Source organism: Geobacter sp. DSM 9736, from assembly GCF_900187405.1.
GTDB lineage: Bacteria > Desulfobacterota > Desulfuromonadia > Geobacterales > Geobacteraceae > DSM-9736.
Map to the genome: position 1 here is coordinate 278484 of NZ_LT896716.1, position 24669 is coordinate 303152.

Consider the following 24669-nt stretch of genomic DNA (forward strand, 5'->3'; position numbering starts at 1 on the left):
GAGACTCTATGGATCTGTTCTTCCTTAAAAAAGCTGTAACACCTTTCCTTTTGCCTCCCGGCTTATTCATAGTCGCGCTGCTAATGGCGGGAGCATTGATGATGCGGCGCAGGAACTATCCTGCGGGAATGTTCTGCATAGTGGCGGGTCTTTTCATGTGGGGATTTTCGACTGCTCCGGTGGCTGACAGGCTGATCGGGCCCCTGGAAGCGGCGTATGATATTCCGCGCAGCTTGAAGGGTGATGTGGTTGTGCTGCTTGGAGGAGGAATACGCGACGGGGCGCCTGATCTGACGGGGGAAGGAACTCCGGGGGAGGAGATGATGACGAGGATCGTCACGGCCTTGCGTACCCAGAGGCGGCTCAATGTGCCGGTGATAGTTTCGGGCGGAACCGTGGTACCCGGAAGAGCTCCGGAGGCGCAGATAGTAAGGCGGTTCCTTCTCGACCTCGGTGTTCCGCCGGAGAAGGTCCTGGTGGAGGACAAGAGCCGCGATACTGTGGAGAATGCGAGACTGAGCCGTGCGCTCTGTGCCCGTCACGGTTTCAAAAATCCTCTCCTCGTGACTTCGGCCTTTCACATGCGCCGTGCAAGACTTGCCTTCGTGCGGGAGGGGCTGGCGGTGACCCCGTTGCCGGCCAACTTCAGGACATGGGACAAGAAAAAGTACGTATGGCTGGATTACCTTCCGGATGCCGGAGCATTGGGGGACAGTGCTACAGCCATACGTGAGCGGCTCGGTCTGCTTGTGGCCACGTTTTATGCTGCAAAGGGTAAGCGTCTACCGTGACAGGGTCTTGCCGCCGTCTCCGCGGCGAAGCGTGAAGGAGAATGTTGTCCCTGCACCGGGACGGCTCGTGACAGATATCTCTCCGCCATGGAGTTGAACAATGTGCTTTACTATCGAGAGCCCCAGGCCGGTCCCTCCTTCGGCACGGCTGCGAGCCTCATCTACCCGGTAAAACCGCTCGAACAGACGTGGAAGGTCTTTATCAGGTATGCCGGGACCAGTATCCCGTACGGAGACCTTCACCATGCCGTCTGCAGTATCTGCGGTAACTGTTATCGAACCCTCCTCCGGAGTGTATTTCACCGCATTGTCCAGCAGGTTGATGAAAACCTGTTCGAGCCTTTTCCGTTCTGCCAGCACCGGAGGGATTTCCCCGAGGTTGCAGATGTTCACAGTTATACCCTTGCTTTCCGCCTTCCTCTCCAGCAGCCCTACGCAATGCCCAATGACGCCGGCAAGAGGGGTCGGGGAAAGAGTGAGTTCTATTTTCCCCGATTCAAGCTCCGAGAGTGCCAGAAGGTCGTTTACGAGGCTTGCAAGGCGGTCGGAATGACGGTAGATGATTCCGACGAACTTTCTGATCTCTTCAGTGCTTGAGGAGTCGTTTTCCATGACTGTTTCGGCGTAGCCTCGGATTACGGTGACGGGTGTCCTGAGTTCGTGGGAGACATTGGCGACAAAATCCTTTCTCACCTTTTCAAGCCGCTTTATGTCGGTTATGTCATGAAACACCGCCACGACTCCTTCAAGCGCTTCGTTGCCCAGCAGAGGCACCCAGTGAGTCAGGAGGCTCTTCCCCTGGGGAAGCGACAGCTCCTCGATCGTCTCTTCCCTGGTCTCGGACACGTGGCGGAAAGTATCATGGAGTGCCGGGTGACGCACGATCTCCAGAAGGGTCATTCCAAGTACCTCTTCCCCTACTCCAAAGAGTGTGCGGAACGCGGGATTGACCATCAGGATGATCCCCCTCGTATCGGTAACCAGAAGTCCCTCCCCCATTCCATGGAGTATCGCGTCGAGCCTGTTCTTCTCTGTCGAAAGCCGGTTCATCTGCGCTGATAGCTGTGCAGACATTGCATTCATAGCCGCTGCCAGCTCCCCCAGCTCGTCTTTCCCATGTACCCGCACGCGACGTTCAAAGTTACCCTGCGCCATGTCCCGGGCGATCGCCGCCATGGTTCTTAGGGACCGGGAGAGGACGCGCGAAAGTATATAGCCGAGCAGAAACGCGGCTGCGACGGACAGGGCTATCGCGATGAAGAGGCTGTGGTGCAGGCTGCTCTTCGCATGCGCCAGTGAGGTGAGCGGCAGTGCCAGGCGGATCACTCCTCTCTCGCCGCTTTTAGAACTGAACGGGGCAGCTGCGTAAAGCATCGCCACATGGAGCGTAGATGAATACCGGGTCGCCGCACCCTGCTTCCCCGCAAACGCCTCGCGGACCTCCGGCCGGTCGCCGTGATTGTCCAGTTCCTTGATATTGGAGGTGGCTATCTCTGAATCCCCCACAACAGTGCCGTCACTGGCAATTACTGTTGCTCGTGCATTGATGCTGGAGCCGATGGCCTGCGCCAGTTCCTGCCCATGCAGGCTGAGCTCCGAACCTTGTCGCGTAGCCATGAGCGCAGAAAGCCTGACCTCGTTTTTAAGGTTTTGAGAAATTTCCTGAAGCAGGTACCGGTTGATGGTCCGGTCAAGGTAAAAATAGAGAAATCCCCCCATTACAAGTATCAACAGAAGATGGGAGGCCATCAGTTTCCACTGGATGCCTATTTTCATGGTTTCTCCACCTTGTAGCCGAACCCGCGAACTGTTACTATCATGGCGCCTGCTGTTCCGAGCTTGCTGCGGAGTCGGGTTACATGGGTATCCACGGTGCGGGTATCCCCGGCATAATCATATCCCCATACCTCCATCAGCAAACGATCACGACTGTGAACCCTCCCGATACGTTCGCACAGTTTGAGCAGAAGCTTGTATTCGGTAGTAGTCAGGTCCACGTGCGCTTCGTCTACCGTGACCCTGTGCCCTTCTGGGTCGATGCAAATAGACCCTGCCCTGATCATTCCCGTTGCAGTTGAACCGATATCTTTTCCGGATCTGCGCAAAACGGCCCGCACCCGCAGCATCAGTTCCCTCACCGAAAAGGGTTTGACGATGTAATCGTCGGCGCCCACTTCGAAACCAACCACCCGGTCTATCTCTTCCCCCTTGGCGGTAACCATGATGATCGGTATCGATTTTGTCTGCTCATGTTCCTTTAGATGCCTGCATACCTCGATGCCGTTCCTGCCTGGGAGCATGAGGTCGAGCAAAATCAGGTCGGGCTTCTCAGTGAGAGCGAGGGTGCAACCTTCAATACCGTTTGCGGATGTGACGGTCCTATAGCCTCCCTCCTGGAGATGTAACACGACAAGATCGGCAAGGTCTTTTTCATCTTCTATTACGAGAATTGAGTGTGCCATTACCCCTCCTGAGAGGGGAATTGTAACTGAAATATCCGGTATTGTGGAGATGTTGATGTAAAATCTTGAAAAAACAAATACTTATAGTATTCCACAGCAGTTGTGGAAATCCATGTGGAAAAAGTCTCTAATCTTCAGCAAAGGGGTTTTAAAACAAAAGTAAATAGCAAATTGCCTAAAAAACAGGCATGGCATCCACTGGTTTGTGTTGTGTATTTAGTAATGATTCAGGGTACTTATTTCGGGACCGCGATATTATTCACAAAATCGACTTCAAGCATTTCTTTAGAACAGCATGGGGTTGTCAGAATTACAATGCAGGAAAAAGACGATGTTTTATAAAACTTGACACTCCGTCGATACTATGGTAAGTCCGTGAATCGATTTGTTTTTCTTTAAAAGCCCCGGCTAATGGTTTGGAGGATTGCGTGCGTTTTACACCTAGTAGCGAGTTGCAGGCGAGGTGCGCGGAACTGCGCCGGTATATGGCGGCTGAAGGCCTTGATGGCGTCATCATCGTCCAGAATGCGGATCTTTTCTATTTTACCGGAACTATCCAAAGTGGAAACCTGTACGTTCCGGTCCAGGGAGAGCCGCTATACATGGTTCGAAAGGACGTCATGCGGGCGCGGATGGAATCCGGATTGAAGGAGATTGTTCCATTCTCCTCAATGAAGGAGATGCCGCGAATTCTGGCGCAGTACGGATATCCTGTTCCTAAGCGGTTTGGAATGGAGCTGGATGTCCTTCCGGTGAACTTCTTCCATAAGTACCAGTCCGTCTTTCCTGGTGCTGAGATACTTGACGCTACGCCTTTGATCCGCAAAGTGCGGATGATAAAGAGTCATTACGAGATTCATATCCTTATGGATGCGGCAAACCAGGTGGATAAGGTGTATCGACGAGCCGGAGAGGTGATAAGGGAGGGAATGACGGATCTCGAACTTGCAGCGGAGTTGGAGATGACCGCACGCAAGGAAGGGCATCAGGGGCTGTTGCGGATGCGTGCGTTCAATGCCGAACTCTTCTACGCCCATATTTTCTCTGGGGCCGATACTGCTGTGCCGGCCTATGTAGATACTCCCTTGGGAGGCCTCGGGCTCACCCCGGCATTCGGGCAGGGTGCGGGATTAAAGAAGATCGAGCGGAACGAACCCATCATCGTCGATTTTGCCGGATGCTTCGACGGATACATGGTGGATCAGACCAGGATCTTCGCCATTGGAGGGATTTCGGACCGCCTTCGTCGAGCCTACGACGATATGCTCAAGGTACAGGAGCGGATGATGGACATGGCGCCGGAGCGGCCCACGTGGGGACAAATCTATGAAGAGTGTCGTGCGCTGGCTGCAGGCATGGGGTATGCCGATAGTTTTATGGGAAATAAAGGTGCCCAGGTATCTTTCATCGGGCATGGTATAGGCATTGAAATAGATGAATATCCCTTCATAGCACGGGGTTTCGAAGATATGACGCTGGAGCCGGGGATGGTTTTCGCTTTCGAGCCTAAGGTGGTATTCCCGGGTGAAGGGGCGGTGGGTATAGAGAATACATTTCATTTTACCGATAACGGTCTGAAAACCTTGACCTTCTCAAATCAGGATCTGGTAGTCCTTGATCGTTAATAATTTTTTTTTTAAATTGTATTGATTTTCATTTTGCACGGTGATATATGTTAGCAAAATTTTGTATACAGTATACCTAAAATGCCCAGGCATACGGAAATCTCCATTTGAATTAATTAAAACTTTGCAGTAATTGAGCCGGCCCTTTGGGCTGGTCCTGATACGGTCGTTGCGTTGTTGCAGTAATCAATGTGAAGGAAAGGAGGGAGTAGAAGCCTATCCAGCATGTAATGTGTTGAGATCCGCTGTAAAAACCAAAACAGACGAAAGGAGAGTAACTACCATGGCACTCAAGGACACTTTGAAGCAGAAAATTGAGGAATTCCGTCCCCGCACCACCAAACTCGTCAAGGAATACGGCAAGGTTATCATCGATACCGTAACCATTGACCAGGCGATCGGCGGTGCCCGTGATATCCGCAGTCTCGTTACCGACATATCCTATCTTGATCCTCAAGAGGGAATCCGGTTCCGTGGCAAGACCATTCCGGAAACCTTCGAAGCTCTTCCCAAGGCTCCCAATTCCGATTATCCGACCGTCGAGTCCTTCTGGTATTTCCTCCTCACCGGTGATGTCCCGACACAGGCGCAGGTAGACGAAGTCATCAAAGAGTGGAAGACCCGCCAGCAGGTACCCCAGTATGTCTTCGACGCAATCCGGGCGCTTCCGCGTGATAGCCACCCGATGGTTATGCTCTCCGTCGGTATACTCGCCTTGCAGAAGGATTCCAAGTTCTGCGCTTTCTACAACTCCGGCAAATTCAACAAGATGACCGCCTGGGAATCCGTCTACGAGGACGCCAGCGACCTCGTAGCCAGAATTCCGATCATCGCGGCCTTCATCTATAACCTGAAATACCGCAATGACAAGCAGGTCGACATCGATCCTAGCCTCGACATGGGGGCCAACTTCGCACATATGATCGGCCAGGTTGAGCAGTACAAGGATGTTGCGCGCATGTACTTCATCCTCCACTCCGACCATGAGTCGGGCAACGTTTCCGCCCATACGACTCATCTTGTTCACTCTGCGCTGTCCGATCCTTACTACGCATACTCCGCAGGCCTCAACGGCCTTGCCGGTCCGCTCCATGGCCTTGCCAACCAGGAAGTTCTCGACTGGACCATCAAGTTCCAGGAGAAATACTGCAAAGGCGTTGAGCCCACCAAGGAACTCGTTACCAAGGCACTTTGGGATACCCTCAATGCTGGCCAGGTCGTTCCGGGCTACGGCCACGCCGTTCTCCGCAAGACCGACCCGCGCTACATGTCGCAGCGTGAGTTCTGCCTCAAGACCCCGGGTCTCAAGGACGATCCGCTGTTCAAGCTCGTGGCCATGATCTTTGAGGTTGCCCCTGGCGTCCTCACCGAGCACGGCAAGGCGAAGAACCCCTGGCCGAACGTCGACGCTCAGTCCGGCGTCATCCAGTGGTACTATGGCGTCAAGGAGTGGGATTTCTACACCGTGCTCTTCGGTGTAGGCCGCGCTCTCGGCTGCATGGCCAACATCACCTGGGACCGCGGCCTCGGCTACGCTATCGAGCGTCCGAAGTCCGTGACTACCCCGATGCTGGAGAAGTGGGCTGCCGAGGGTGGCCGTGAAATTCCGGGGTTCGGTAAGCTCAAGTCCGCCTAAAAAAAAGTAGTTTGCGGTAAAAAAGGAGATGCTTCGGCATCTCCCAGACTGCTGACAAAGTCCTCGCCTCAGGCGGGGACTTTTTTTATAATGCGCGCATGTTACGAGAACACGGGAATAAGCAAACGGCGCTGGAATTTGTAAGCATCGAGGAACTGGTTCCGAGGGATCACCTTCTGCGCAAGATCGACAAAGTCATCGACTTTGAATTCATCCGAAACAGGGTAAGGGACCTGTACTGCGCAGACAATGGCCGACCGGCCATCGATCCCGTGGTTCTGTTCAAGATGCTCTTCATCGGGTATTTGTACGGCATCCGCAGCGAGCGTCAGCTGGTTCGTGATGTCCAGGTCAATGTTGCGTACCGCTGGTTTCTGCGGATGGGGCTTAGCGACAAGGTGCCGGATGCCTCAACCATCAGCCAGAACAGGCGGCGGCGGTTCTTGTCGAGCACCATCTATCAGGAGATCTTTGACGAGATCGTTTTGCAGGCGATGCGGCGCAAGATGGTCGATGGCAAGGTGCTCTACAGCGACTCGACCCACCTCAAGGCCAACGCCAACAAGCACAAGTTCAAGTTGCAGGACGTGCAGAAATCGACCAGAGACTACCTGGAGAAGCTAGATGAGGATATAGCGAAGGACCGGGAGTCACATGGGAAGAAGCCATTTGCCGCTAAGCAGCACAAGCCCGAGATCAAGGAAACAAAGGTAAGCACCACCGACCCCGACAGTGGGTACATGGTGCGCGAAGGCAAGCCCAAGGGGTTCTTCTATCTCGATCACCGCACCGTCGACGGCCGCCACAGCATCATCACCGACACCTTCGTCACCCCTGCCAACGTGCATGACAGCATACCCTATCTCGACAGGCTCGACCGCCAAACGGAGAGATTCGGTTTCAACGTAGAAGCAGTAGGACTTGATGCAGGGTACTTCACTGCGGGCATCTGCAAGGGGCTTGAAGAGCGCGACATCTATGGCGCCATCGCGTACCGACGTCCGACCCACATCAAAGGCTACTTGCGCAAGATCGACTTCAGATACGAGGCTCAAACCGACAGCTACCGCTGCCCCAATGGGAAAACCCTCCAATACAGAACAACCGATCGTGGCGGCTACCGCCACTATGCATCAGATGCTAGTGATTGCGTCGCCTGTCCATACCTCTCCCGGTGCACCAGAAGCGCCAACAGCACCAAAGTGGTAACTCGCCACATCTGGCAGGACAGCAAGGACCGAATCAACGAGCACAGGCTTACCACACAAGGCAAGCAGATATACGGCAGGCGCAAAGAGACAGTGGAGCGCAGCTTCGCGGACTCAAAGCAGCTGCACGGGCATCGGTACGCACGGATGCGAGGGTTGCAGCGTGTATTTGAGCAATGTCTTCTGTGTGCGGCGGTGCAGAACATGAAGAAGATCGCCCTAGTCGCGGATCGCAAGGGCTTTTTACGTCTGTTGAGGCACCTGTGGGAGGTAATTCGGCCTCAGGAAACGTCGTACGGTTGGCTGAGAACGATCAAAGTGGAGTGCTGAAAGGACGCTGGATATAAAATTAGATCCAAAACCGACAAACCCCACTTCCGAAAAAGCGGGGTTTGTCATTGACCTGGGAGATGCTTCGGCATCTCCTTTTTTTGTGGCTGGGAATTAAAAGAGGGCCGGGTGACATTTGGAGGCTCAGGAGTTGACGCACCCCTTGCTTGACATGGTGCTAAACAGCATTATCTTTTCAGAAAGGTGGGTATATGCCGCAGTTACAGGGGGACGTGATTTATGCTGCCTGAGATGATGTGCGGGAGAGGCAGGGGAGAGCTCAATACCGTGAGTATGTGACAAAGACAAAAGAAGCAAAGGCAACGCCCAAAATATGGGAATAGCCGCGGCTGCGAGGATGTTGGTGTACTCCCTGTCTCAGAATACTTCGGCGCTGAAGATGTGAATGCTCGCACCTTCCTGCCAGGCATCGGGAGGAAGTCCGGCTTTGAGGCATGTTTGGGCTAGGAAGGTGTCGCGGTCCCAGCGCTGCTCAACTGCTACCTGAGGGAGCAGAACGCCCCGCTGATAATTTTTTTCGATATAGAGGCCGTGAGTGCCGGCAATGATCTCATCGATGGAGGAGATCTTGTGCATGGGGGACAGTACTGATATTTCCAGGCGGAAATCGTTGAGGTCCCCCTTTTTCATGGGGTAAAACCTCGGATCCCTTGTGGCGGCTGAGATCGCCATTTCCTGCACCAGCTTGCACAACGGGTCTTCCGAAGTAAAGCTGCCGATGCAGCCACGAAGCGAGCCCCCCTGTTTTATGGTAACGAAGCACCCTCTGTGGGAGCCGAGACTGCCTGATGGGGGAGGCAGCAGTGGCAGGGTGCCGTCAGTGATGAATTGGATTATGCTGTTTCGAGCTACCTCAAGCAGTACCGATTTTTCATTATCCGATAATTTCCGTTCCACAGGAGCTCCTTAGTTGTGGTAAAAGGGTACGGTTTAATTGAAAAACAGCGGCTAATGTACTATAGTCAGTCACGGTTTGGCAACAATTAAGCCTTTCTTAGCTGTGTCGGTGGGCAGTTACAGAGACATGGATTCACCGAAAGGTTGTTAAGGAATGTTATTCTATCTTAGGAGGTCGTGATGGCGAAGCGGTATAAAGTCCTCGTGGGAGGGGAATGGATCGGGGACGACGGAAGGGGAATAGACGTTATTAATCCATTTGACGATTCCGTTGTCGGTGTAGTTCCTGAAACGACCATGGATGGGGTTGATGAGGCTATTGAGGCGGCCCGGGCCGGATTTATAGCCGTATCTCAGCTTCCTGGATACAGGCGGGCGGAGATTCTCAACCGGACCGCGGAACTGATCCTGCGCGACCAGGAAGAAATTGCGGAGATCATTGCACGTGAAGCCGGGAAATCATGGAAGTTCGCCATAACCGAAGCCAAACGCAGTGCGGAGACTTTCAGTTTCGCCGCAGTGGAGGCAAAGGCTGCTCATGGGGAAATTGTGCCGATGGATGCATCTCCCGTTTCGGCCGGCCGGTTCGGGTTTTACATACGCACGCCCATCGGGGTTATCGGCGCAATCAGCCCCTTTAATTTCCCGCTTAATCTGGTAGCTCACAAGGTCGCCCCAGCCATTGCGGCAGGAAACTCAATAGTCCTCAAGCCGGCCACCAAGACACCCCTTTCCTCCATCAAGCTCGCGGAATTGCTGACGGAGGCAGGTCTTCCACCCGGCGGCATCAACCTCGTGATCGGCAGCGGAAAGACCGTGGGGAACAAGCTTGTGGAGGACGAAAGGCTTGCGATGCTTACCTTCACCGGCAGTCCCCCGGTGGGCAGGGACATCAAATCCCGTAGCGGGTTGAAAAGGGTGACGCTTGAGCTCGGGTCGAATTCCCCCACTATTATTGCCGAAGACGGGGACGTCGATCATGCGGTGGGGAGATGTGTCGTCGGTAGCTTTGCCAACTCCGGGCAGGTGTGCATTTCGGTTCAGCGAATATTCGTACATACAGCCAGATACGACGAGTTCATCGGTAAATTCATCGAGGCCACCAACAAACTGAAGGTTGGAAACCCCCTTGATCCTGATAGCGATATAGGACCGATGATTTCCCGTTATGAGCTGGAGCGGGCGGTGTCGTGGCTTGAAGAGGCGAAAAATGCCGGAGCGACGATTGCGGCGGGCGGAGGTGTAGTAGGGAACTGTCTGCAACCGACAATTCTCACCGGCGTCACTAGGGATATGAAGGTTATGTGCTCGGAGGTCTTTGCGCCGATCGTCTCTGTCGTGCGGTGCGACTCTTATGAGGAGGCCCTCGACATGGCTGACGATTCGGTATACGGTCTACAGGCGGGGGTGTATACCAGCGACATCAACAAGGCCTTCCATGCGATAAAGAAGCTGGATGTAGGCGGGGTCATCATTAACGATGTGCCGACCTTTCGAGTGGATCACATGCCGTACGGAGGCAACAAGGAGAGTGGGCTCGGTAGGGAGGGTGTGCGTTATGCAATGGAGGAAATGACTAATATTAAAATGGTCTGCATCAATCTCTAGTCACGATGAAATTGCGTTCTATAACGTAGGGAAATGAAACAAAGAAAAAAATATAATTCAGGTTAAAAAAATCTTGACAATTTGTTTGAGAGTAGTATATTTCGCAGTCGTTGTGCCGCACCAAGCCATGCGCTCTGCGCTATCATGGTAATCAAAAAAGGAAAGAGGTGATTATGTCAATGAAAAAAGTGATCTCCTTAGCTCTGTGTCTGGGTCTGGCTCTGTCCTTCGCCGCCGGCTGCAAGAAGAAAGAAGAAGCTCCGGCTCCGGCTCCGGCTCCGGCCGCAACCGAGCAGCAGGCTCCGGCTGCCCAGCAGCCGATGTCTTCCGCTCAGGCTCCGGCAGCTCCGGCAGCTCCGGCTGAGCACAAGTAATCTGTACCAGTCTCAGTCCTGCTACAGAAAACGGCCTGTGGAATTCATTCCGCAGGCCGTTTTGCTTTAAGGAGCCTCCTGTTACCCCGCCATGCGATAGTCTGGGTTCCACAATCTATTGTGATGGCATAAAAGTCTGAACAGGTGAGTAAAACGAGACATGGTTCTCTGTGACCTGTCACCGGGGAAAGTCCTTGACAATAGGCGCTCTTCAATGGTATCTGAGACGGTCGTTTCAAATATCACGGGGAGGGAAAAGTATGGAAAGAACATTCGCTATAATCAAGCCCGATGCAGTGGAAAGAAAACTTACCGGCAAGGTTCTTGACAAAATAGAGGGAGCCGGTTTCAAGGTTGTAGGTATGAAGAAAATACAACTGACTAAATGCGAGGCAGAAGGATTTTACTACGTTCACAGGGAGCGCCCCTTCTTTGGCGATCTCTGCACCTTCATGTCCCGCAGTCCCGTTGTGGTCCTGGCTCTGGAAAAGGATAACGCCATAGCCGCATGGCGCGAACTTATGGGTGCAACCAACCCGGCCAATGCAGATGCAGGGACAATTCGCAAGGAATTCGGTGTGAGCATCGAGGAAAACACGGTGCACGGTTCCGATTCTCCGGAATCGGCCGCTTTCGAAATTCCCTACTTCTTCAGTCAGCTGGAGCTATGCTGATAGGTCACGTCACCATCGAACTTCGAGCCCTTCTTCCGTGAAGGGCTTTTTTCATATCCGCATGCAAAAAAAAGATCTAAAAAATCTGACAATCGAAGAACTCGAGACGCTGTTCCTCGGAGCAGGGAAGGAGCGCTTCCGCGCGAAGCAGATATTCAAGTGGATGTATCAGAAGGGGGTGGAAGATTTCTCCCTGATGAGCAACATCTCGCGTGGCTTTCAGCACGAGCTTTCCGAAACTGCATATATAAGCACCCTTCATCCCGAAGCGGTTGAGGTTTCGCAGGATGGTACACGTAAATACCTCTTCAAACTTGACGATGGGGAGCGGGTCGAATCGGTGCTTATACCCGACGAAGGGCGAAACACGCTCTGCATTTCAAGCCAGGTAGGTTGTGCCATGGGCTGCGCTTTCTGTCTCACGGGCACCTTCAGGCTTACCCGGAATCTCACTACTGCTGAAATCGTCAACCAGGTATGTGCAGTCAGGAGAGAGGCAGACATCAGGAACATAGTCCTGATGGGAATGGGCGAGCCGCTGGCCAACCTTCACAATGTGATACGCGCCCTCAAAATCATCATTGATCCGGATGGACTTCAGTTCTCAAACCGCCGTGTTACCGTTTCCACGTCGGGGCTTGTTCCTGAAATGGAGCAACTGGGGAAGGCTGTCACCGTCAACCTTGCCGTTTCCCTCAATGCAACTACGGATGAAATGCGTGACAGGCTCATGCCGATCAACAGGCGCTACCCTCTATCTGAGCTGATGGCTGCATGCCGCCGGTTTCCGCTTCCGTCGCGGCGGATGATTACATTCGAGTACGTCCTGATCCGGGACATGAACGACTCGCTGGAGGATGCCAAGCGGCTCGTTCGGCTTATCAGCTCTGTGCCTGCGAAGGTGAATCTGATCGCATTCAACGAGCATGAAGGGTGCAGTTTCAAAGCCCCTACGCAGGAAGCGATCGACCGGATGCACCGGTTTTTGCTGGACAAGCACATCACCGTCATCACCCGTTCGAGCCGCGGAGCAGACATTTCCGCCGCATGCGGCCAACTGAAGGGGAAGCTGGACAAGAAGCAGGTAGAGGCAAAGGAAGAGGTAGAGAATGAACCTCACTTCTAATACTTTTCCTGATTCTGCTTACGACATCAACCGGTTCAGTTTTTCTCTCAACCTCAACTTCAAATAACCTATTTTTCAGGAGATTCTTTATGGAGCAGGTAATTGGTGTCATCGGCGGCAGCGGTCTCTATGAGATGGCTGAGCTGCAGGATATGCGAACCGTATCGGTAAGCACCCCGTTCGGAAATCCGTCGGATGACTTCATTGTCGGCACCCTCGAAGGAGTAAAAATGGTTTTTCTCCCCCGACACGGTAAGGGGCACCGGCTTCTGCCCGGGGAGATCAACTACCGGGCCAATATCTACGGCATGAAGAGTCTCGGTGTCACACGCCTGATTTCGGTCTCGGCGGTGGGAAGTATGAAAGAGGAGATAGTGCCGGGAAACATCGTGATTCCGGACCAGTTCATCGATCGTACAAACGCCCATCGAAGAGGCAGTTTTTTCGGTGATGGCGTCGTTGCCCATGTCCAGTTCGCCGATCCAGTATGCGGGGAACTTTCCCGCTGCCTTGCTTCAGCTGCACGGGCAGCGGGTGCTACCGTCCATGAAGGGGGTACGTACATCTGCATGGAAGGCCCTGCCTTTTCTACCAGGGCTGAGTCGAACCTCTATCGTTCCTTTGGCGTATCCGTCATCGGCATGACCAATATACCCGAGGCTAAACTGGCCCGTGAAGCGGAGCTATGCTATGGGGTCATCGCTCTGGCTACTGACTACGACTGCTGGCACGAGGCCCACGAGGACGTCTCGGTCGAGGCCATCGTCGCCCTCATCAAGAAGAACGTTACGATGGCCCGCGCGATCATCAAAGGCGCCGCGACCAGCATCCATGGCTACCGGACCTGCCAGTGCGGCGACTCGCTTCAGCATGCAATCATAACTGATCGCGGTGTCATCCCGGAGAAGGTGAAGCGGGATCTCGGCCTTATCATCGGCAGGTACCTCGACTGACGGTAAGGCAGCAGAAGGAAATTCATTTTGGAGGATACAGGGATGAGCATTCTAGTCGTAGGGTCAGTGGCTTTCGATTCGGTGGAAACCCCTTTCGGTCAAGTAGAAAACGTTTTAGGAGGATCTGCCACATATTTTGCCACCTCTGCCAGCTTTTTTACAGATGTGAATCTAGTGGCGGTTGTAGGCGATGATTTCCCCGAGGAGCATCTGGAGTTTCTCCGGTCACGAAACATCGATCTTCGTGGACTCACGAGAACCAGCGGCAAGACCTTTCATTGGAAGGGGAAGTACGGGTACGACCTGAATGAGGCACAGACGCTTGAAACCCATCTGAATGTGTTCGAGAGTTTTCGCCCGGAGATTCCTCCCGAGTATGCGGATGCCGAGTACCTGATCCTGGCGAATATCGATCCCGATCTTCAGCTGGAAGTGCTGAACCAGGTGAAGACCCCGCGGGTGGTAGCTTGCGACACGATGAACTTCTGGATAGCTTCCAAGTCGGAATCGCTCAAGAAGGTCATTCAGCGTGCCGATTTCTTTATCATCAATGAAGGAGAAGCCCGCCAGCTATCCGGTGAATCTAACCTGGTAAAAGCAGCGCGTAAGATCCTAGATTTCGGAGCCAAAACTCTTATCATCAAACGAGGGGAGTACGGTGTTCTCATGTTCCGTTCATCCGTCTTTGCTGCTCCGGCATACCCGCTAGAAGAAGTGTTCGATCCTACGGGGGCCGGAGACACATTTGCCGGCGGGTTCATGGGGTACCTGGCCAGCACCGGGGACCTTTCCGACGATGGTCTTCGCAGAGCGATCGTTTTCGGGAGCGTGATGGCCTCCTTCAACGTGGAAGATTTCAGCCTTAACAGACTGAAGTCGCTTCAGCACAGGGAGATCGAAGAAAGGTACCGGAACTTCAAGAATCTCACGCATTTTCAGGGGCTCCCGTTGTCGAAATAGCGCGGGCCAGATTGACTTTGCCCGGCAACTCTGGTAGTTACTCTATCCCAGTGCGCATCACATCTTTGCAAGGTCTCGTCATGACAGGTTTTTTCAGGATAACGCCGCTCCTGCTCTTTCTCGCTCTTGCCGGCTGCGCTATTGGGGAAGCAGCCCGAAAGGAGGCTGCGTATCACTACCAGATGGGGCTTTCCTATTTAGTGGAAAACAACGTCACCGGTGCGCTGATCGAGCTGACTGAAGCGGAAAAGCTGACTCCTGACGATCCGGAGCTTCTAAATTACCTCGGGCTCGCCTACTACAGGAAAGGGCGTTTCGAGATAGCCGAATCGAAATATATGCGTGCTCTGGATCTGAAACACAACTATTCCGACGCACGCAATAATCTCGGCGTAACGTATATGGAAATGAAGCGCTGGGACGAGGCGATTCGGGAGTTTAAAGTCGTCACAGATGACATATTTTATCGTGATCAGGGTTCCGCAACCATCAATCTTGGCCTTGCGTATTTCGGAAAAGGTGATCTTCCAAAGGCGCTCTCGGTACTTCGGTCTGCGACCAGCGCCAATCCACGAGACCCGCGAGCACACCTTCATCTCGGCAGAGTGTACCTGGCTCAAGATAAAACGGAACTTGCGATCGGTGCGTTTAAACGGGCCATCGATCTTCAGCAAGGCTACGTGAACGCCTACTATAATCTCGGCCTCGCCTACATTAAAAACATGGAAAACGGGAATGCAAAGGACGCGTTCAGAATGGTGATGCGTCTGGCACCGGATTCCGAGATCGGACAGCTTTCCAGGGAGCATATCGACACCCTGAAGTGAGGGATCAGTGAGCACAATTCCGGAAACATGGGTTGGGAAGCCGGTTGGGCAAATTCTTCGGGAGACGAGGGAGGCGCGGGGCTTTTCGTTGGAGGACGCTGCGCGGGTGACGCGCATCAGCAAAAACTACCTCGCATCCATCGAGGCAGAAGCATATGAGAAACTGCCGAGCCCGGCTTACATCAAGGGGTTCCTGAGGATCTACGCTGGGTATCTCGATCTTTCCGGGGATGCTGTGGTTGCATGCTATGAACGCGGTACGGCACCAGTGCCTCCGGTTGTGGAGAAGCCAGCTGCGAGGCCTGCGCCCAAAGGGGACAAAGCATTTACCCGCAAGAGCGGCCGCTGGTCAATTCCCCTGCTGCTTCTCGTCTTGGTGCTGATCGCTTCATTCTTTTACGGGGAGCGTGACGAAAGGCCCCAGCGGCCGCAACCTCCCACTCCACCCCCGCCTCCAGCGGCACTTCCTCCTTCTCCGGTGCTGCCGCCGCGAACTTCCGCTATACCTCCTCCTCCGGAGGAAGCCCCCGCGGCTCCTGCGCAGGAGACGACCATAGAAGCCCCGGTGCCTCAGGGTAAAGGCCTCGTCCTACGGCTAAAGGTTAACCAGGACAGCCTACTTTCCATCTCCATTGACAGTGGAACCTCTCAAAAGTACGACCTGAAGAGTGGAGACGTCATCGAGTGGAAAGGGGAAAAGGCGTTCACCCTTGAGCTCAGTAATGGAGGGGGGGTAGCGGCGGAGTTGAACGGCAAGCCCGTGGCACCCCTTGGTGCCGTCGGAAAGCCTGCACATGTGGTTCTGAAAGCCGAAGGCACGCAGGCTCCGGAGTAATAGTTTTCATTATCCAAATTATTTAGAGCTCACGGCGATCCAGCCGGTGGAAGAGGAGACTACACACATGCAGCTTGCAGCTCGCTGCCGGAAATGCGGCAGGATCATGAGGAGTGAAAGAATAGACCCCTACCGGGTGAAAATGACCTGCAGTTGCGGGTTTTCCGATTTCCGTACCTTAACTGAAAGGGTAAAGACGGTAAACCCTTTCTTCCATAAGGCGAGCTTTACACCTTTTCTGGAGAGTGAGCGGGGCAAGATGATCCTCACCATGCAGCGGGCAAACCGCGAGCACCTGGAGATCATTTCGCTCGAAGAGATCAGCATGCTCGTCTCTTCCGATTTCGAACTCGCAGATGTGTTGCAGACAGTTGCAAAAAAGATGGCTGAACAGCTGAAGGTGAGCGTTTGCAGTATCTACCTGACCGATGGGGACGAGCTGGTACTCGCGGCTACGCACGGTTTCGAACCCTCCTTCATCGGGAAAATCAGGATCAGGTTCGGCGAGGGGATAACAGGGACCGTCGCCAGAGACAAGCAGCACATATCCCTGAGCCGCGCCTCTCAGGACCCGCGGTACAAGCATTTTCCCGAGCTACAGGAAGAAAAGTACAATTCCATGCTGTCCTTTCCTATCACCGACAAAAAAGATGTATATGGGGTCATCAATCTTAACTCGACATCGCTCAAGACCTTCTCCGAAGATGAAACCTATTTCGTCTCAATCATCGCCAATCTTATCCTAACAGCCATAAAACTTCGCACGCGGATCTCTGCGAGAAAGTAGCGGATGCCCGCCTTGACTTGGGGGGAGTTCATGATAGACTCGGCTATGACATGCTTTTATAATTAGAACAGGATCTGCGGGTGGCCAAACAAGCAAAAAGAATTCTTGTGGTGGATGATGAGGAGAACGCGCGGCTTGCGCTTACCAAACTCCTGTCGAACGAAGGTTTCGTTGTAGAGAGTGTGGCAAACGGCTTCGAAGCCCTGAATTACCTTCGGCAGCAGGACGTGAATCTTATCATCACCGACATTAACATGCCGGAGATGAACGGCATCACGTTCCTGAAGGAATTGAACAAGAGTTTCCCCAAGAGCAACGTAATCATGATTACCGCCTACGGTGGCGTCGAATCCTACATTGAAGCAATGAACCTGGGTGCTTTCGAGTACATCAACAAGCCTGTGAAGATTGATGATCTGAAGCTGATTCTCAAGAAGATCTTCAAAGAGACGACCCACTAAACGCAGCGAAGCGAACTGCCGGGAGTTCAGCGCTTATTCAGGAGGGTATATGAAACCGTTCGAGAAGATCCTGTTCGCCAATGACTTTTCGGAAAATTCCGAACATGCTTTCGACTTTGCCTACACCCTTGCCAGGAATTTCAACGCCCGGCTTCTTATGATCCATGTCATTAACGAGCCCGTGGATCTTCGCGGCTTTTACGTTCCGCACATCTCTTTTGAAAAGCTTGAAAAGGAAATCGAGGAGGGGGCGGAGAAAATGATGGATAAATTCTGCCGCAGCAGAATCCAGGACTATTCGAATTATGAGACGTACATCGTCTCAGGCATACCCTACGAAGAGATACTCAAGAAAGCGGACGACGAGCAGGTCTCGCTGATCGTGCTTGGGACACAGGGGCGGAGCGGAATTGATCACTTCCTTTTCGGCAGCACCGCCGAGCGGGTGGTGCGCAGGGCGAAATGCCCGGTGATGACTGTCCGTCTTCCCGAAGAGTAGTGGCTGGAGATGATAGATGTGAATATGAAGGGGCGGCCTCGGCCGCCCCTTGTCGTTTCAGTGTAACACACGTTGACATGCGTTCCTGAGTAGCTTATCCTGAACCCCTGAACCAATGAGAGAAAGCCAACGGCGGAACGGGGATATGGATAAGACCGGGACAGCAGGCTCCAACATACTGATCATCGATGACGAGAAGATCATCCTCGACCTTACCTCGATCATTCTGAAAAACCGTGGCTACAATGTCCTTACCGCTTCGGACGCCGGCACGGGGTTCAGCATTATCGAAAGCGAGAAGCCCGAGCTGGTACTTCTCGACTACATGATGCCCGGCATCGACGGACTGACGGCTCTGAAGGAAATCCGACTTCGTTTTCCCGAAACCTACGTGATCATGTTCACAGGAAAGGGGAGCGAGGAGATTGCCGTCGAGCTTATGAAAGCCGGCGCATCCGACTATATCCTCAAGCCCTTCAACAACCAGGACCTGGCGGACCGTATCGCCGGCGTCCTGAAGATCAGGGACGTGGAATTACGGAATCTTGAACTTCTCGCGGAACGGGAACGGCTGCTCAAGGAGATAGAAGCCTGGAACGTTGAGCTGGAGGCGCGGGTCAGGGAGAAAACCGAGGCTCTTCAACAGGCGCAGGCTGAGAATGTTCAGACGGAGAAGCTTGCCACCCTCGGCTACCTTTCCGCCGGGATGGCTCATGAGGTACGCAATCCTCTCAATTCCATCACCCTTTTTGTACAGCTTCTCAAAGGGGGGCTTGAAGAGAAAGAGAAGCAGGAATACATAAGCCGCATCCTGAAGGAGGTGGATCGCATTGACAACATTCTCAGCAAGCTCCTCAATGCATCGAAACGCCCCCGTTACGAGCTGAAGGATGTTCACATCGACCGCCTCATCGACCAGACACTTGAGATCTTTGCTCCGCAGATAGAGCGCAACGGCATCCAGGTAATCCGGGATTACCGGACTGCTCCTCCTGCGATTCAGGCCGATCCTTCAGAAATAGAGCAGATTTTCACCAATCTCTTCCTCAATTCCATCTATGAAATGGCCCATGGAGGTACGCTTACAGTTCACCTCGACTGCGGCGAATCCGGTATTTTCACGAAGGTTTCGGATACCGGAAGAGGAATCCCCAAGAAGGACCTTCCCAACATATTCGACCCCTTCTTCACGAGCAAGAGTGGGGGGAGCGGCCTAGGGCTTTCCGTCGTCCTTCGTATCGTGAAGACCTACAAGGGTAGGATAGAGGTTGAGGAAACGAGCGATGCGGGAACTACATTCAGGATTTTCCTCCCTTTTACTTCATAAATAGCCCCCTTTCATACTCAAACAGCGACCCTGCCGGTCTCTTCGGCAGCATTCCCCTTTCCTTTTCGCACACCCTTTTGTATGATGGCTCTGTTTTTTGAAGAGTCAGAGGTCTGTCTGGATGAAGAGCCGGGGCAAAATTCTGCTGATAGATGACGATCAGGCATTCCTGGGCCTGCTGTCCGCGGCCTTTACCGACAGCGGCTTTTCGGTCGTTACCGCCGGTGATGGTGTGGCCGGCATCAAGGCATTCGTGCAGGAGCATCCTCAGGTTGTCATAGCGGATCTGGTCATGCCGCGGCTGGGAGGCGTTAGTACCTGCATGGAAATTGCGCGCCTGGCCGGAGCGGATGAACCGGTCATCATCCTTCTGACCTCGATGTTTCACGAGCCCCCTCACGAGCATCAGATACCCGAGATGGGGGCAAAATTCCACCTTTCGAAACGAACCAAACCTGTGGATATCGTAATCATAGTAGAGCAGCTGCTCGACAGGAACCGATCCTCAGCCGGATACTGATGCCGTTTCTCATCCGCAACATCACGCTCTCCCCCGACGACCGGGAAGAGCTTCTTCTGACCAGAATTCTGCGGCACTTCTCCCTGCAGCCTTCCGAAGTGAAGCAATGGCGTATAGTGCGCAAGGGGGTCGATGCTCGCAGGAAAAAGCAGATCAGGGTCGTTTACACCGTGGAGCTCACTCTAGATCGTGAGGATGCCTTCGCGCGACGATGCGCAGATAATCCTGATGTAGAAAGAGTTACCCCAGCGGCCTCTTTCATTCCCGTTCAGATAGAGTCGTCGAAGAAGATCGTGATTGTAGGATTCGGTCCGGCTGGAATCTTCGCCGCTCTCCGTCTCTCCGAGTATGGGCTCGCACCGTTGGTCATCGAACGTGGAGCCGAAATGGCGAGAAGGGTGAAGGACGTTCAGCTTTTCTGGAACCAAGGCTCACTGGACCCGGAAAGCAATGTTCAGTTCGGTGAGGGGGGCGCCGGCACCTTTTCAGACGGTAAACTAACCACGCGGGTTCGAGATTCCAACATCGGCTATATTCTGGATCAACTGGTCAGATTCGGGGCACCCCAGGAGATACGCTACCTGGCAAAACCGCATATAGGCACAGACCGGCTGCGGGACGTCGTCGTCAACATGAGGCGTCACCTGGCGGCGAGGGGGATAGAGGTACGGTTCGGGAACCGGCTCACAGGTATTGCCGCAGAAGGGGGGGCACTGAGAGGGGCCCTGATCAATGAGCGGCTGGAGGAGGCATGTGATGTTCTTGTTCTGGCTCCGGGACATAGCGCGCGCGATACCTACCGCATGCTCCACGACGCGGGGGTTAGGCTGGAGCAGAAGGCATTCAGCATCGGACTTCGCGTCGAACACCCCCAGGAGCTGATCAACACCATACAGTACGGCATCCCGGGGCACCCACATCTTCCCCAGGCCGAATATGCCCTTGCCTACAACGATCCCAGCTCCGGCCGGTCGGCGTATTCATTCTGCATGTGCCCGGGGGGCATGGTCGTAGCCAGCTCCTCAGAAACCGGAGGGGTTGTCACCAATGGAATGAGCAACCACCTGCGAAACGCCCCCTTCGCCAACAGCGCTCTCGTGGTGACGGTGGGCCCCCGGGATTTCACTGACAAGTCGCCGCTGGCAGGGATAGAGTTCCAACGGATATGGGAGCGGAAGGCGTTCACTGCAGCAGGGGAGGGCTACCTGGCGCCTGCGCAGAATCTCCTCAGCTTCCTCGGAGAAAAAGGTGATCTTCCCCTTCGCTCCAGCTATCTTCCCGGTGTCTTGCGCTACGATCTGCCCATGGTGCTTCCTCCCTTCGTAACAGACACCCTCAGGGATGGTCTTCGCCAGTTTGACAGAAAGATGCGCGGTTTTGTGACGAGGGAGGCGACGCTAACCGGCGTGGAGACGCGCACCTCGGCACCTGTAAGAATAGAACGGGGTGAAGATATGCAGTCAGTCAGTCTTGCCGGCCTTTACCCAGCCGGCGAAGGGGCCGGTTACGCGGGGGGCATCGTCAGTGCCGCACTCGACGGCATTCGGGTGGCTGATGCCGTTGCAGAACGGTTGCGGATGGAGCGGAACCTCACTTTGCAAACCTCTAAAGGAGCATGCTTTGAGTAAAGTTTTCGTCAGTGACATAAGAGACCGCAGCCTTGTCGATTCGGTCTTTCTCGTCAAGGAAAAGATCACCGCTATGGCCAAGAACGGCAAGCCTTACCTTACACTGCGGCTCATGGACCGCACGGGTGAGGTGGAAGCGAAGGTCTGGGACAATGTGGATCTCCTCGCCGCCCAGTTCGATAAGGACGATTTTGTTGCCATCCGCTCCAAGGCTACTGTGTACCTGGGGAAGATGCAGCTGGTCGTTTCGGAACTGCGAAGGATGCCGGACCAAGATGTCGTTCTGGCGGACTTTCTGCCGGAAACGGCCCGCTGCATCAGAGAGATGGAGGCAGAGCTGCACGATCTCCTCGCATCTCTTACGGATGTTCATCTGAGGAGGCTCCTTCAGGCTTTTGTCGATGATCCGCCCTTTATGGCCCTTTACAGAATGGCGCCGGCAGCCAAAGGTATGCACCACGTCTACCTTGGGGGCCTGCTCGAGCATTCCCTGGCGGTTGCCCGTCTTGTGGACAGGGTGGTGCCGCTCTACGGGGGGATCAACCGGGACCTCCTCATCGCTGGTGCTCTTCTACACGATGTGGGGAAGGTGCGGGAAATGGCCTTCTCCCGCTCCTTCGACTATACGGACGAAGGAAAACTGCTCGGTCACATCACTATCGGCATCGAGATGATACAGGAGAAGATCCTGGCTATTAACGGGTTTCCCCCAGAGCTCGCGATGCTTCTCAAGCACATGCTTCTCTCCCACCACGGGCAGTATGAATACGGTTCCCCGAAAAGGCCGAAAACGCTGGAAGCGACGATTCTCAATTACCTCGACGACCTCGATTCCAAGATAAACGGCATAAGGACCCACATGAACAAGGAGCTTGAGAGCTCCTCCCGCTGGACCTCCTATCACCGGCTTTACGACCGGTATTTCTACAAGGAAAACTTGCTTCCGGCCGAGGAGGAAGAGACGGTCACGGAAATGGCTGCCGAGATGGTCATTCCGGTGCCCAATGCAGACTCCCCCAAACCCGACTGCCGGAAAGGATTCCGGAACTCACCGTTCGAGCAGCTGAAGGAGGGCACACTCGATCTGTTCTGATACGATTTATGATGAAGCAATATTACATTCTTCCGGAGGAACGATGATATTCGAGTCGGTGGTCGTTGGAGAGCTGGGTGTGAACTGCTTCATTCTCGGCTGTGAAAAGACTAAGGAAGGGATTGTTGTCGATCCCGGGGGGGAGCCCGGTCGTATCCTCGCAGCAGTCAGCCAGCTGGGGCTGTCGGTGAAATATGTGATAAATACGCATGGTCATTTTGACCATGTCGGGGGGGTGAAGGAGGTTCTGGCCGCTACGGGTGCGCGGTATCTCGTCCATCGTGAAGACGTGCCCTTCCTCTCAAGGGCCTCTGATTCCGCCAGGGCATATGGTCTCAGAGCCGAAAATCCTCCGCTGCCCGACGAGTTCATGGAGGATGGATTGACGGTCAGCTTTGGAGAGTGCAGGCTGAAAGTGATTCACACCCCTGGCCATACGCCCGGTGGATGCTGCCTCTACCTGGAAGATGAAAACGTAGTAATTACCGGAGATACCCTCTTTGCCGAATCAGTCGGCAGAACCGACCTGCCTGGCGGTTCCCACGAGATTCTTGTCGCTGGAATCCGGGACAGGCTCCTCAACTTGCCGGAGGAAACATCCGTCTGGCCGGGACATGGGCCTGCGAGCACCATCGGCCATGAGCGGCGGCATAATCCGTATCTGCATTAAGAGGTTCCTGGAGCGCAACCGCACGAACATCCTGCACCGGGGAGTGACCATGCCCAAAAGTCGTGGCGATGGGAGAGCAAACAGCTATCATGGAGGGGAGATGCTCAAAGGCAAGAAGATCGTACTAGGCGTGACCGGCGGAATCGCCGCCTACAAGTCGGTGGAGCTGTTGCGCCTTTTAACGAAGGCGGGAGCGGATGTTCACGTCATAATGACCCGTTCGGCCACCGAATTCGTCACCCCGCTCACCTTTCAGACCCTCTCAATGAACCCGGTGAACACCGAGCTCTTCAACCTCATATCGGAGCGGGAGATTGGTCACATTTCCCTGGCTGACAGGGCGGATCTCTTCATCATCGCTCCCGCAACGGCCAACGTGATAGGCAAGCTCGCCGGCGGTATAGCGGACGACATGCTTACTACCACGGTCATGGCCACCAAAGCGCCGGTTCTTATCGCACCGGCCATGAACGTGAACATGTACCGCAACCCGATTTACCGGGAGAACGAGGAAAAACTAAAGAAACACGGATATTTTTTCGTTGAGCCCGTTCGCGGGATGCTGGCGTGCGGATGGGAGGGAGAAGGGAAACTGCAGGACCCGAAAGAGATTTTCGAAGCGGCCATGGATGCTCTTTCCGTCAAGGATCTCGCCGGGGAGAAAATCCTTGTCACGGCAGGTCCTACGCGGGAAGAGATCGATCCAGTGCGTTTTATCAGCAACTACTCCTCGGGGAAAATGGGATATGCGATTGCACGAGCCGCACGACGGCGTGGAGCTGCAGTCACACTGATAACCGGTCCTTCGTCGGTTCAGAAACCATGTGGGATGGAGTCTGTTTCCGTTGTGAGTGCCGGGCAGATGCGGGATGAGGTCATTTCCAGGGCCAAGGGGAGTACCGTCATAGTTATGGCCGCCGCAGTGGCCGATTACAGGCCCGCAGCCCGTTCCGGTGATAAAATCAAGAAGAACGGAGAGACTCAGCAACTGGAGCTTGTGAAGAACTCCGATATTCTTGCAGAACTTGGGAGGGGGAAAAACGGCCAACTGCTGGTGGGTTTTGCCGCGGAAACGGAAAATCTTCTAGGTAATGCTTCGAGGAAGTTGCAGGAGAAAAACCTCGACCTGCTGGTAGCCAACGACGTCTCGGCCGACGGCGCAGGTTTCGATATCGATACGAATATCGTAAAGCTTCTTTTCAAGGACGGGAGAGTGGAGGACCTGCCTCTCATGACCAAGGCGGAGGTGGCGGACCAAATCCTCGACCGGGTAGCAGCCCTGAGGGGGAAGGGATAGTAGAGAGTGGGGGAATGGCCGGGCGCCCCGGGGATGAAGGCGATACCTCCACGCGGAATG

General features: G+C 54.1%; 24 protein-coding genes. 21 read left to right on the forward strand and 3 right to left on the reverse strand.

Annotated elements, in window-relative coordinates:
* Positions 1–8 precede the first annotated feature (8 nt).
* A complete protein-coding gene (locus CFB04_RS01290) occupies positions 9–791 on the forward strand; it encodes a YdcF family protein (protein ID WP_088533582.1) in 783 nt (260 codons plus the stop codon).
* Here the strand turns inward: CFB04_RS01290 and pnpS are convergent.
* Positions 783–2567, reverse strand: a complete 1785-nt coding sequence (gene pnpS / locus CFB04_RS01295) for a two-component system histidine kinase PnpS (RefSeq protein WP_088533583.1) — start codon at positions 2565–2567, stop codon at positions 783–785. The genes CFB04_RS01290 and pnpS overlap by 9 nt on opposite strands.
* Positions 2564–3253 carry a response regulator gene (locus tag CFB04_RS01300; protein ID WP_088533584.1) on the reverse strand — a complete coding sequence of 230 codons (690 nt, stop codon included), beginning with the start codon at positions 3251–3253 and terminating at the stop codon, positions 2564–2566. The genes pnpS and CFB04_RS01300 overlap by 4 nt, the downstream gene beginning before the upstream one ends.
* Before the next feature lie 428 nt (positions 3254–3681).
* Between CFB04_RS01300 and CFB04_RS01305 the strand changes: the two genes are divergently transcribed.
* The 3 genes from CFB04_RS01305 (at position 3682) to CFB04_RS01315 (ending at position 8052) form a co-directional block, all read left to right on the forward strand.
* Positions 3682–4878 carry a Xaa-Pro peptidase family protein gene (locus CFB04_RS01305; RefSeq protein WP_088533585.1) on the forward strand — a complete coding sequence of 399 codons (1197 nt, stop codon included), beginning with the start codon at positions 3682–3684 and terminating at the stop codon, positions 4876–4878.
* A gap of 283 nt (positions 4879–5161) precedes the next feature.
* Entirely contained in the window at positions 5162–6514 is a 1353-nt protein-coding gene (locus CFB04_RS01310) for a citrate (Si)-synthase (protein ID WP_088533586.1), read from the forward strand.
* Positions 6515–6612: 98 nt separating this feature from the next.
* The gene (locus tag CFB04_RS01315; RefSeq protein ID WP_088533587.1) at positions 6613–8052 is read left to right on the forward strand and encodes an IS1182 family transposase; all 1440 of its coding nucleotides are present in this window, start codon (positions 6613–6615) and stop codon (positions 8050–8052) included.
* Between the two features lie 378 nt (positions 8053–8430).
* On the opposite strand, the gene amrA is transcribed toward CFB04_RS01315, so the two are convergent.
* Entirely contained in the window at positions 8431–8970 is a 540-nt protein-coding gene (gene amrA / locus CFB04_RS01320) for an AmmeMemoRadiSam system protein A (RefSeq protein WP_088533588.1), read from the reverse strand.
* A gap of 180 nt (positions 8971–9150) precedes the next feature.
* Between amrA and CFB04_RS01325 the strand changes: the two genes are divergently transcribed.
* The 17 genes from CFB04_RS01325 (at position 9151) to coaBC (ending at position 24609) form a co-directional block, all read left to right on the forward strand.
* Positions 9151–10578 carry an aldehyde dehydrogenase family protein gene (locus tag CFB04_RS01325; protein WP_088533589.1) on the forward strand — a complete coding sequence of 476 codons (1428 nt, stop codon included), beginning with the start codon at positions 9151–9153 and terminating at the stop codon, positions 10576–10578.
* Positions 10579–10751: 173 nt separating this feature from the next.
* Positions 10752–10952: a hypothetical protein gene (locus CFB04_RS01330; RefSeq protein ID WP_231934311.1), complete on the forward strand. Its 201-nt coding sequence runs from the start codon at positions 10752–10754 to the stop codon at positions 10950–10952.
* 260 nt (positions 10953–11212) lie between these two features.
* Positions 11213–11626, forward strand: coding sequence for a nucleoside-diphosphate kinase (ndk, locus tag CFB04_RS01335; protein WP_088533590.1), 414 nt, complete (start codon positions 11213–11215; stop codon positions 11624–11626).
* Positions 11627–11687: 61 nt separating this feature from the next.
* Positions 11688–12752, forward strand: a complete 1065-nt coding sequence (gene rlmN / locus CFB04_RS01340) for a 23S rRNA (adenine(2503)-C(2))-methyltransferase RlmN (RefSeq protein ID WP_088533591.1) — start codon at positions 11688–11690, stop codon at positions 12750–12752.
* 89 nt (positions 12753–12841) lie between these two features.
* Entirely contained in the window at positions 12842–13705 is an 864-nt protein-coding gene (gene mtnP, locus CFB04_RS01345; protein WP_088533592.1) for an S-methyl-5'-thioadenosine phosphorylase, read from the forward strand.
* Between the two features lie 42 nt (positions 13706–13747).
* The gene (locus tag CFB04_RS01350; RefSeq protein ID WP_088536664.1) at positions 13748–14665 is read left to right on the forward strand and encodes a PfkB family carbohydrate kinase; all 918 of its coding nucleotides are present in this window, start codon (positions 13748–13750) and stop codon (positions 14663–14665) included.
* An 80-nt stretch (positions 14666–14745) separates the two neighbouring features.
* Positions 14746–15492 (forward strand): lipopolysaccharide assembly protein LapB, encoded by a 747-nt coding sequence (locus CFB04_RS01355; RefSeq protein ID WP_088533593.1) that lies wholly within the window; start codon positions 14746–14748, stop codon positions 15490–15492.
* A 7-nt stretch (positions 15493–15499) separates the two neighbouring features.
* Positions 15500–16327, forward strand: coding sequence for a helix-turn-helix domain-containing protein (locus CFB04_RS01360; protein ID WP_088533594.1), 828 nt, complete (start codon positions 15500–15502; stop codon positions 16325–16327).
* 67 nt (positions 16328–16394) lie between these two features.
* Positions 16395–17114, forward strand: coding sequence for a GAF domain-containing protein (locus CFB04_RS01365; protein ID WP_088533595.1), 720 nt, complete (start codon positions 16395–16397; stop codon positions 17112–17114).
* An 80-nt stretch (positions 17115–17194) separates the two neighbouring features.
* Positions 17195–17575, forward strand: coding sequence for a response regulator (locus tag CFB04_RS01370; RefSeq protein WP_088533596.1), 381 nt, complete (start codon positions 17195–17197; stop codon positions 17573–17575).
* Between the two features lie 49 nt (positions 17576–17624).
* The gene (locus CFB04_RS01375; RefSeq protein WP_088533597.1) at positions 17625–18074 is read left to right on the forward strand and encodes a universal stress protein; all 450 of its coding nucleotides are present in this window, start codon (positions 17625–17627) and stop codon (positions 18072–18074) included.
* Positions 18075–18219: 145 nt separating this feature from the next.
* Positions 18220–19401 carry a response regulator gene (locus CFB04_RS01380; RefSeq protein ID WP_088533598.1) on the forward strand — a complete coding sequence of 394 codons (1182 nt, stop codon included), beginning with the start codon at positions 18220–18222 and terminating at the stop codon, positions 19399–19401.
* 121 nt (positions 19402–19522) lie between these two features.
* Complete coding sequence (locus CFB04_RS01385; RefSeq protein ID WP_088533599.1) at positions 19523–19921, forward strand: response regulator; 399 nt, start codon at positions 19523–19525, stop codon at positions 19919–19921.
* On the forward strand, positions 19921–21549 hold the full coding sequence (locus CFB04_RS01390) for an NAD(P)/FAD-dependent oxidoreductase (RefSeq protein ID WP_088533600.1): 1629 nt from the start codon (positions 19921–19923) through the stop codon (positions 21547–21549). Before CFB04_RS01385 ends, CFB04_RS01390 begins: the two co-directional genes overlap by 1 nt.
* The gene (locus tag CFB04_RS01395) at positions 21542–22642 is read left to right on the forward strand and encodes a 3'-5' exoribonuclease YhaM family protein (protein WP_088533601.1); all 1101 of its coding nucleotides are present in this window, start codon (positions 21542–21544) and stop codon (positions 22640–22642) included. Before CFB04_RS01390 ends, CFB04_RS01395 begins: the two co-directional genes overlap by 8 nt.
* 43 nt (positions 22643–22685) lie before the next feature.
* Positions 22686–23312 (forward strand): MBL fold metallo-hydrolase, encoded by a 627-nt coding sequence (locus tag CFB04_RS01400; protein WP_088533602.1) that lies wholly within the window; start codon positions 22686–22688, stop codon positions 23310–23312.
* 100 nt (positions 23313–23412) lie between these two features.
* Positions 23413–24609: a bifunctional phosphopantothenoylcysteine decarboxylase/phosphopantothenate--cysteine ligase CoaBC gene (coaBC, locus tag CFB04_RS01405; protein WP_088533603.1), complete on the forward strand. Its 1197-nt coding sequence runs from the start codon at positions 23413–23415 to the stop codon at positions 24607–24609.
* The last annotated feature ends 60 nt before the right edge of the window (positions 24610–24669 follow it).

Bases quoted from the DNA above. Each gene is read 5' to 3' on its own strand.
- pnpS (WP_088533583.1), bottom strand. From the start codon at position 2,567: ATGAAAATAGGCATCCAGTGGAAACTGATGGCCTCCCATCTTCTGTTG.
- CFB04_RS01310 (WP_088533586.1), top strand. From the start codon at position 5,162: ATGGCACTCAAGGACACTTTGAAGCAGAAAATTGAGGAATTCCGTCCC.
- CFB04_RS01385 (WP_088533599.1), top strand. From the start codon at position 19,523: ATGAAGAGCCGGGGCAAAATTCTGCTGATAGATGACGATCAGGCATTC.
- CFB04_RS01355 (WP_088533593.1), top strand. From the start codon at position 14,746: ATGACAGGTTTTTTCAGGATAACGCCGCTCCTGCTCTTTCTCGCTCTT.
- rlmN (WP_088533591.1), top strand. From the start codon at position 11,688: ATGCAAAAAAAAGATCTAAAAAATCTGACAATCGAAGAACTCGAGACG.
- coaBC (WP_088533603.1), top strand. From the start codon at position 23,413: ATGCTCAAAGGCAAGAAGATCGTACTAGGCGTGACCGGCGGAATCGCC.
- CFB04_RS01375 (WP_088533597.1), top strand. From the start codon at position 17,625: ATGAAACCGTTCGAGAAGATCCTGTTCGCCAATGACTTTTCGGAAAAT.
- CFB04_RS01380 (WP_088533598.1), top strand. From the start codon at position 18,220: ATGGATAAGACCGGGACAGCAGGCTCCAACATACTGATCATCGATGAC.
- CFB04_RS01315 (WP_088533587.1), top strand. From the start codon at position 6,613: ATGTTACGAGAACACGGGAATAAGCAAACGGCGCTGGAATTTGTAAGC.
- mtnP (WP_088533592.1), top strand. From the start codon at position 12,842: ATGGAGCAGGTAATTGGTGTCATCGGCGGCAGCGGTCTCTATGAGATG.
- CFB04_RS01330 (WP_231934311.1), top strand. From the start codon at position 10,752: ATGTCAATGAAAAAAGTGATCTCCTTAGCTCTGTGTCTGGGTCTGGCT.
- CFB04_RS01350 (WP_088536664.1), top strand. From the start codon at position 13,748: ATGAGCATTCTAGTCGTAGGGTCAGTGGCTTTCGATTCGGTGGAAACC.
- CFB04_RS01290 (WP_088533582.1), top strand. From the start codon at position 9: ATGGATCTGTTCTTCCTTAAAAAAGCTGTAACACCTTTCCTTTTGCCT.
- ndk (WP_088533590.1), top strand. From the start codon at position 11,213: ATGGAAAGAACATTCGCTATAATCAAGCCCGATGCAGTGGAAAGAAAA.
- CFB04_RS01300 (WP_088533584.1), bottom strand. From the start codon at position 3,253: ATGGCACACTCAATTCTCGTAATAGAAGATGAAAAAGACCTTGCCGAT.
- CFB04_RS01365 (WP_088533595.1), top strand. From the start codon at position 16,395: ATGCAGCTTGCAGCTCGCTGCCGGAAATGCGGCAGGATCATGAGGAGT.
- CFB04_RS01325 (WP_088533589.1), top strand. From the start codon at position 9,151: ATGGCGAAGCGGTATAAAGTCCTCGTGGGAGGGGAATGGATCGGGGAC.
- CFB04_RS01390 (WP_088533600.1), top strand. From the start codon at position 19,921: ATGCCGTTTCTCATCCGCAACATCACGCTCTCCCCCGACGACCGGGAA.
- CFB04_RS01400 (WP_088533602.1), top strand. From the start codon at position 22,686: ATGATATTCGAGTCGGTGGTCGTTGGAGAGCTGGGTGTGAACTGCTTC.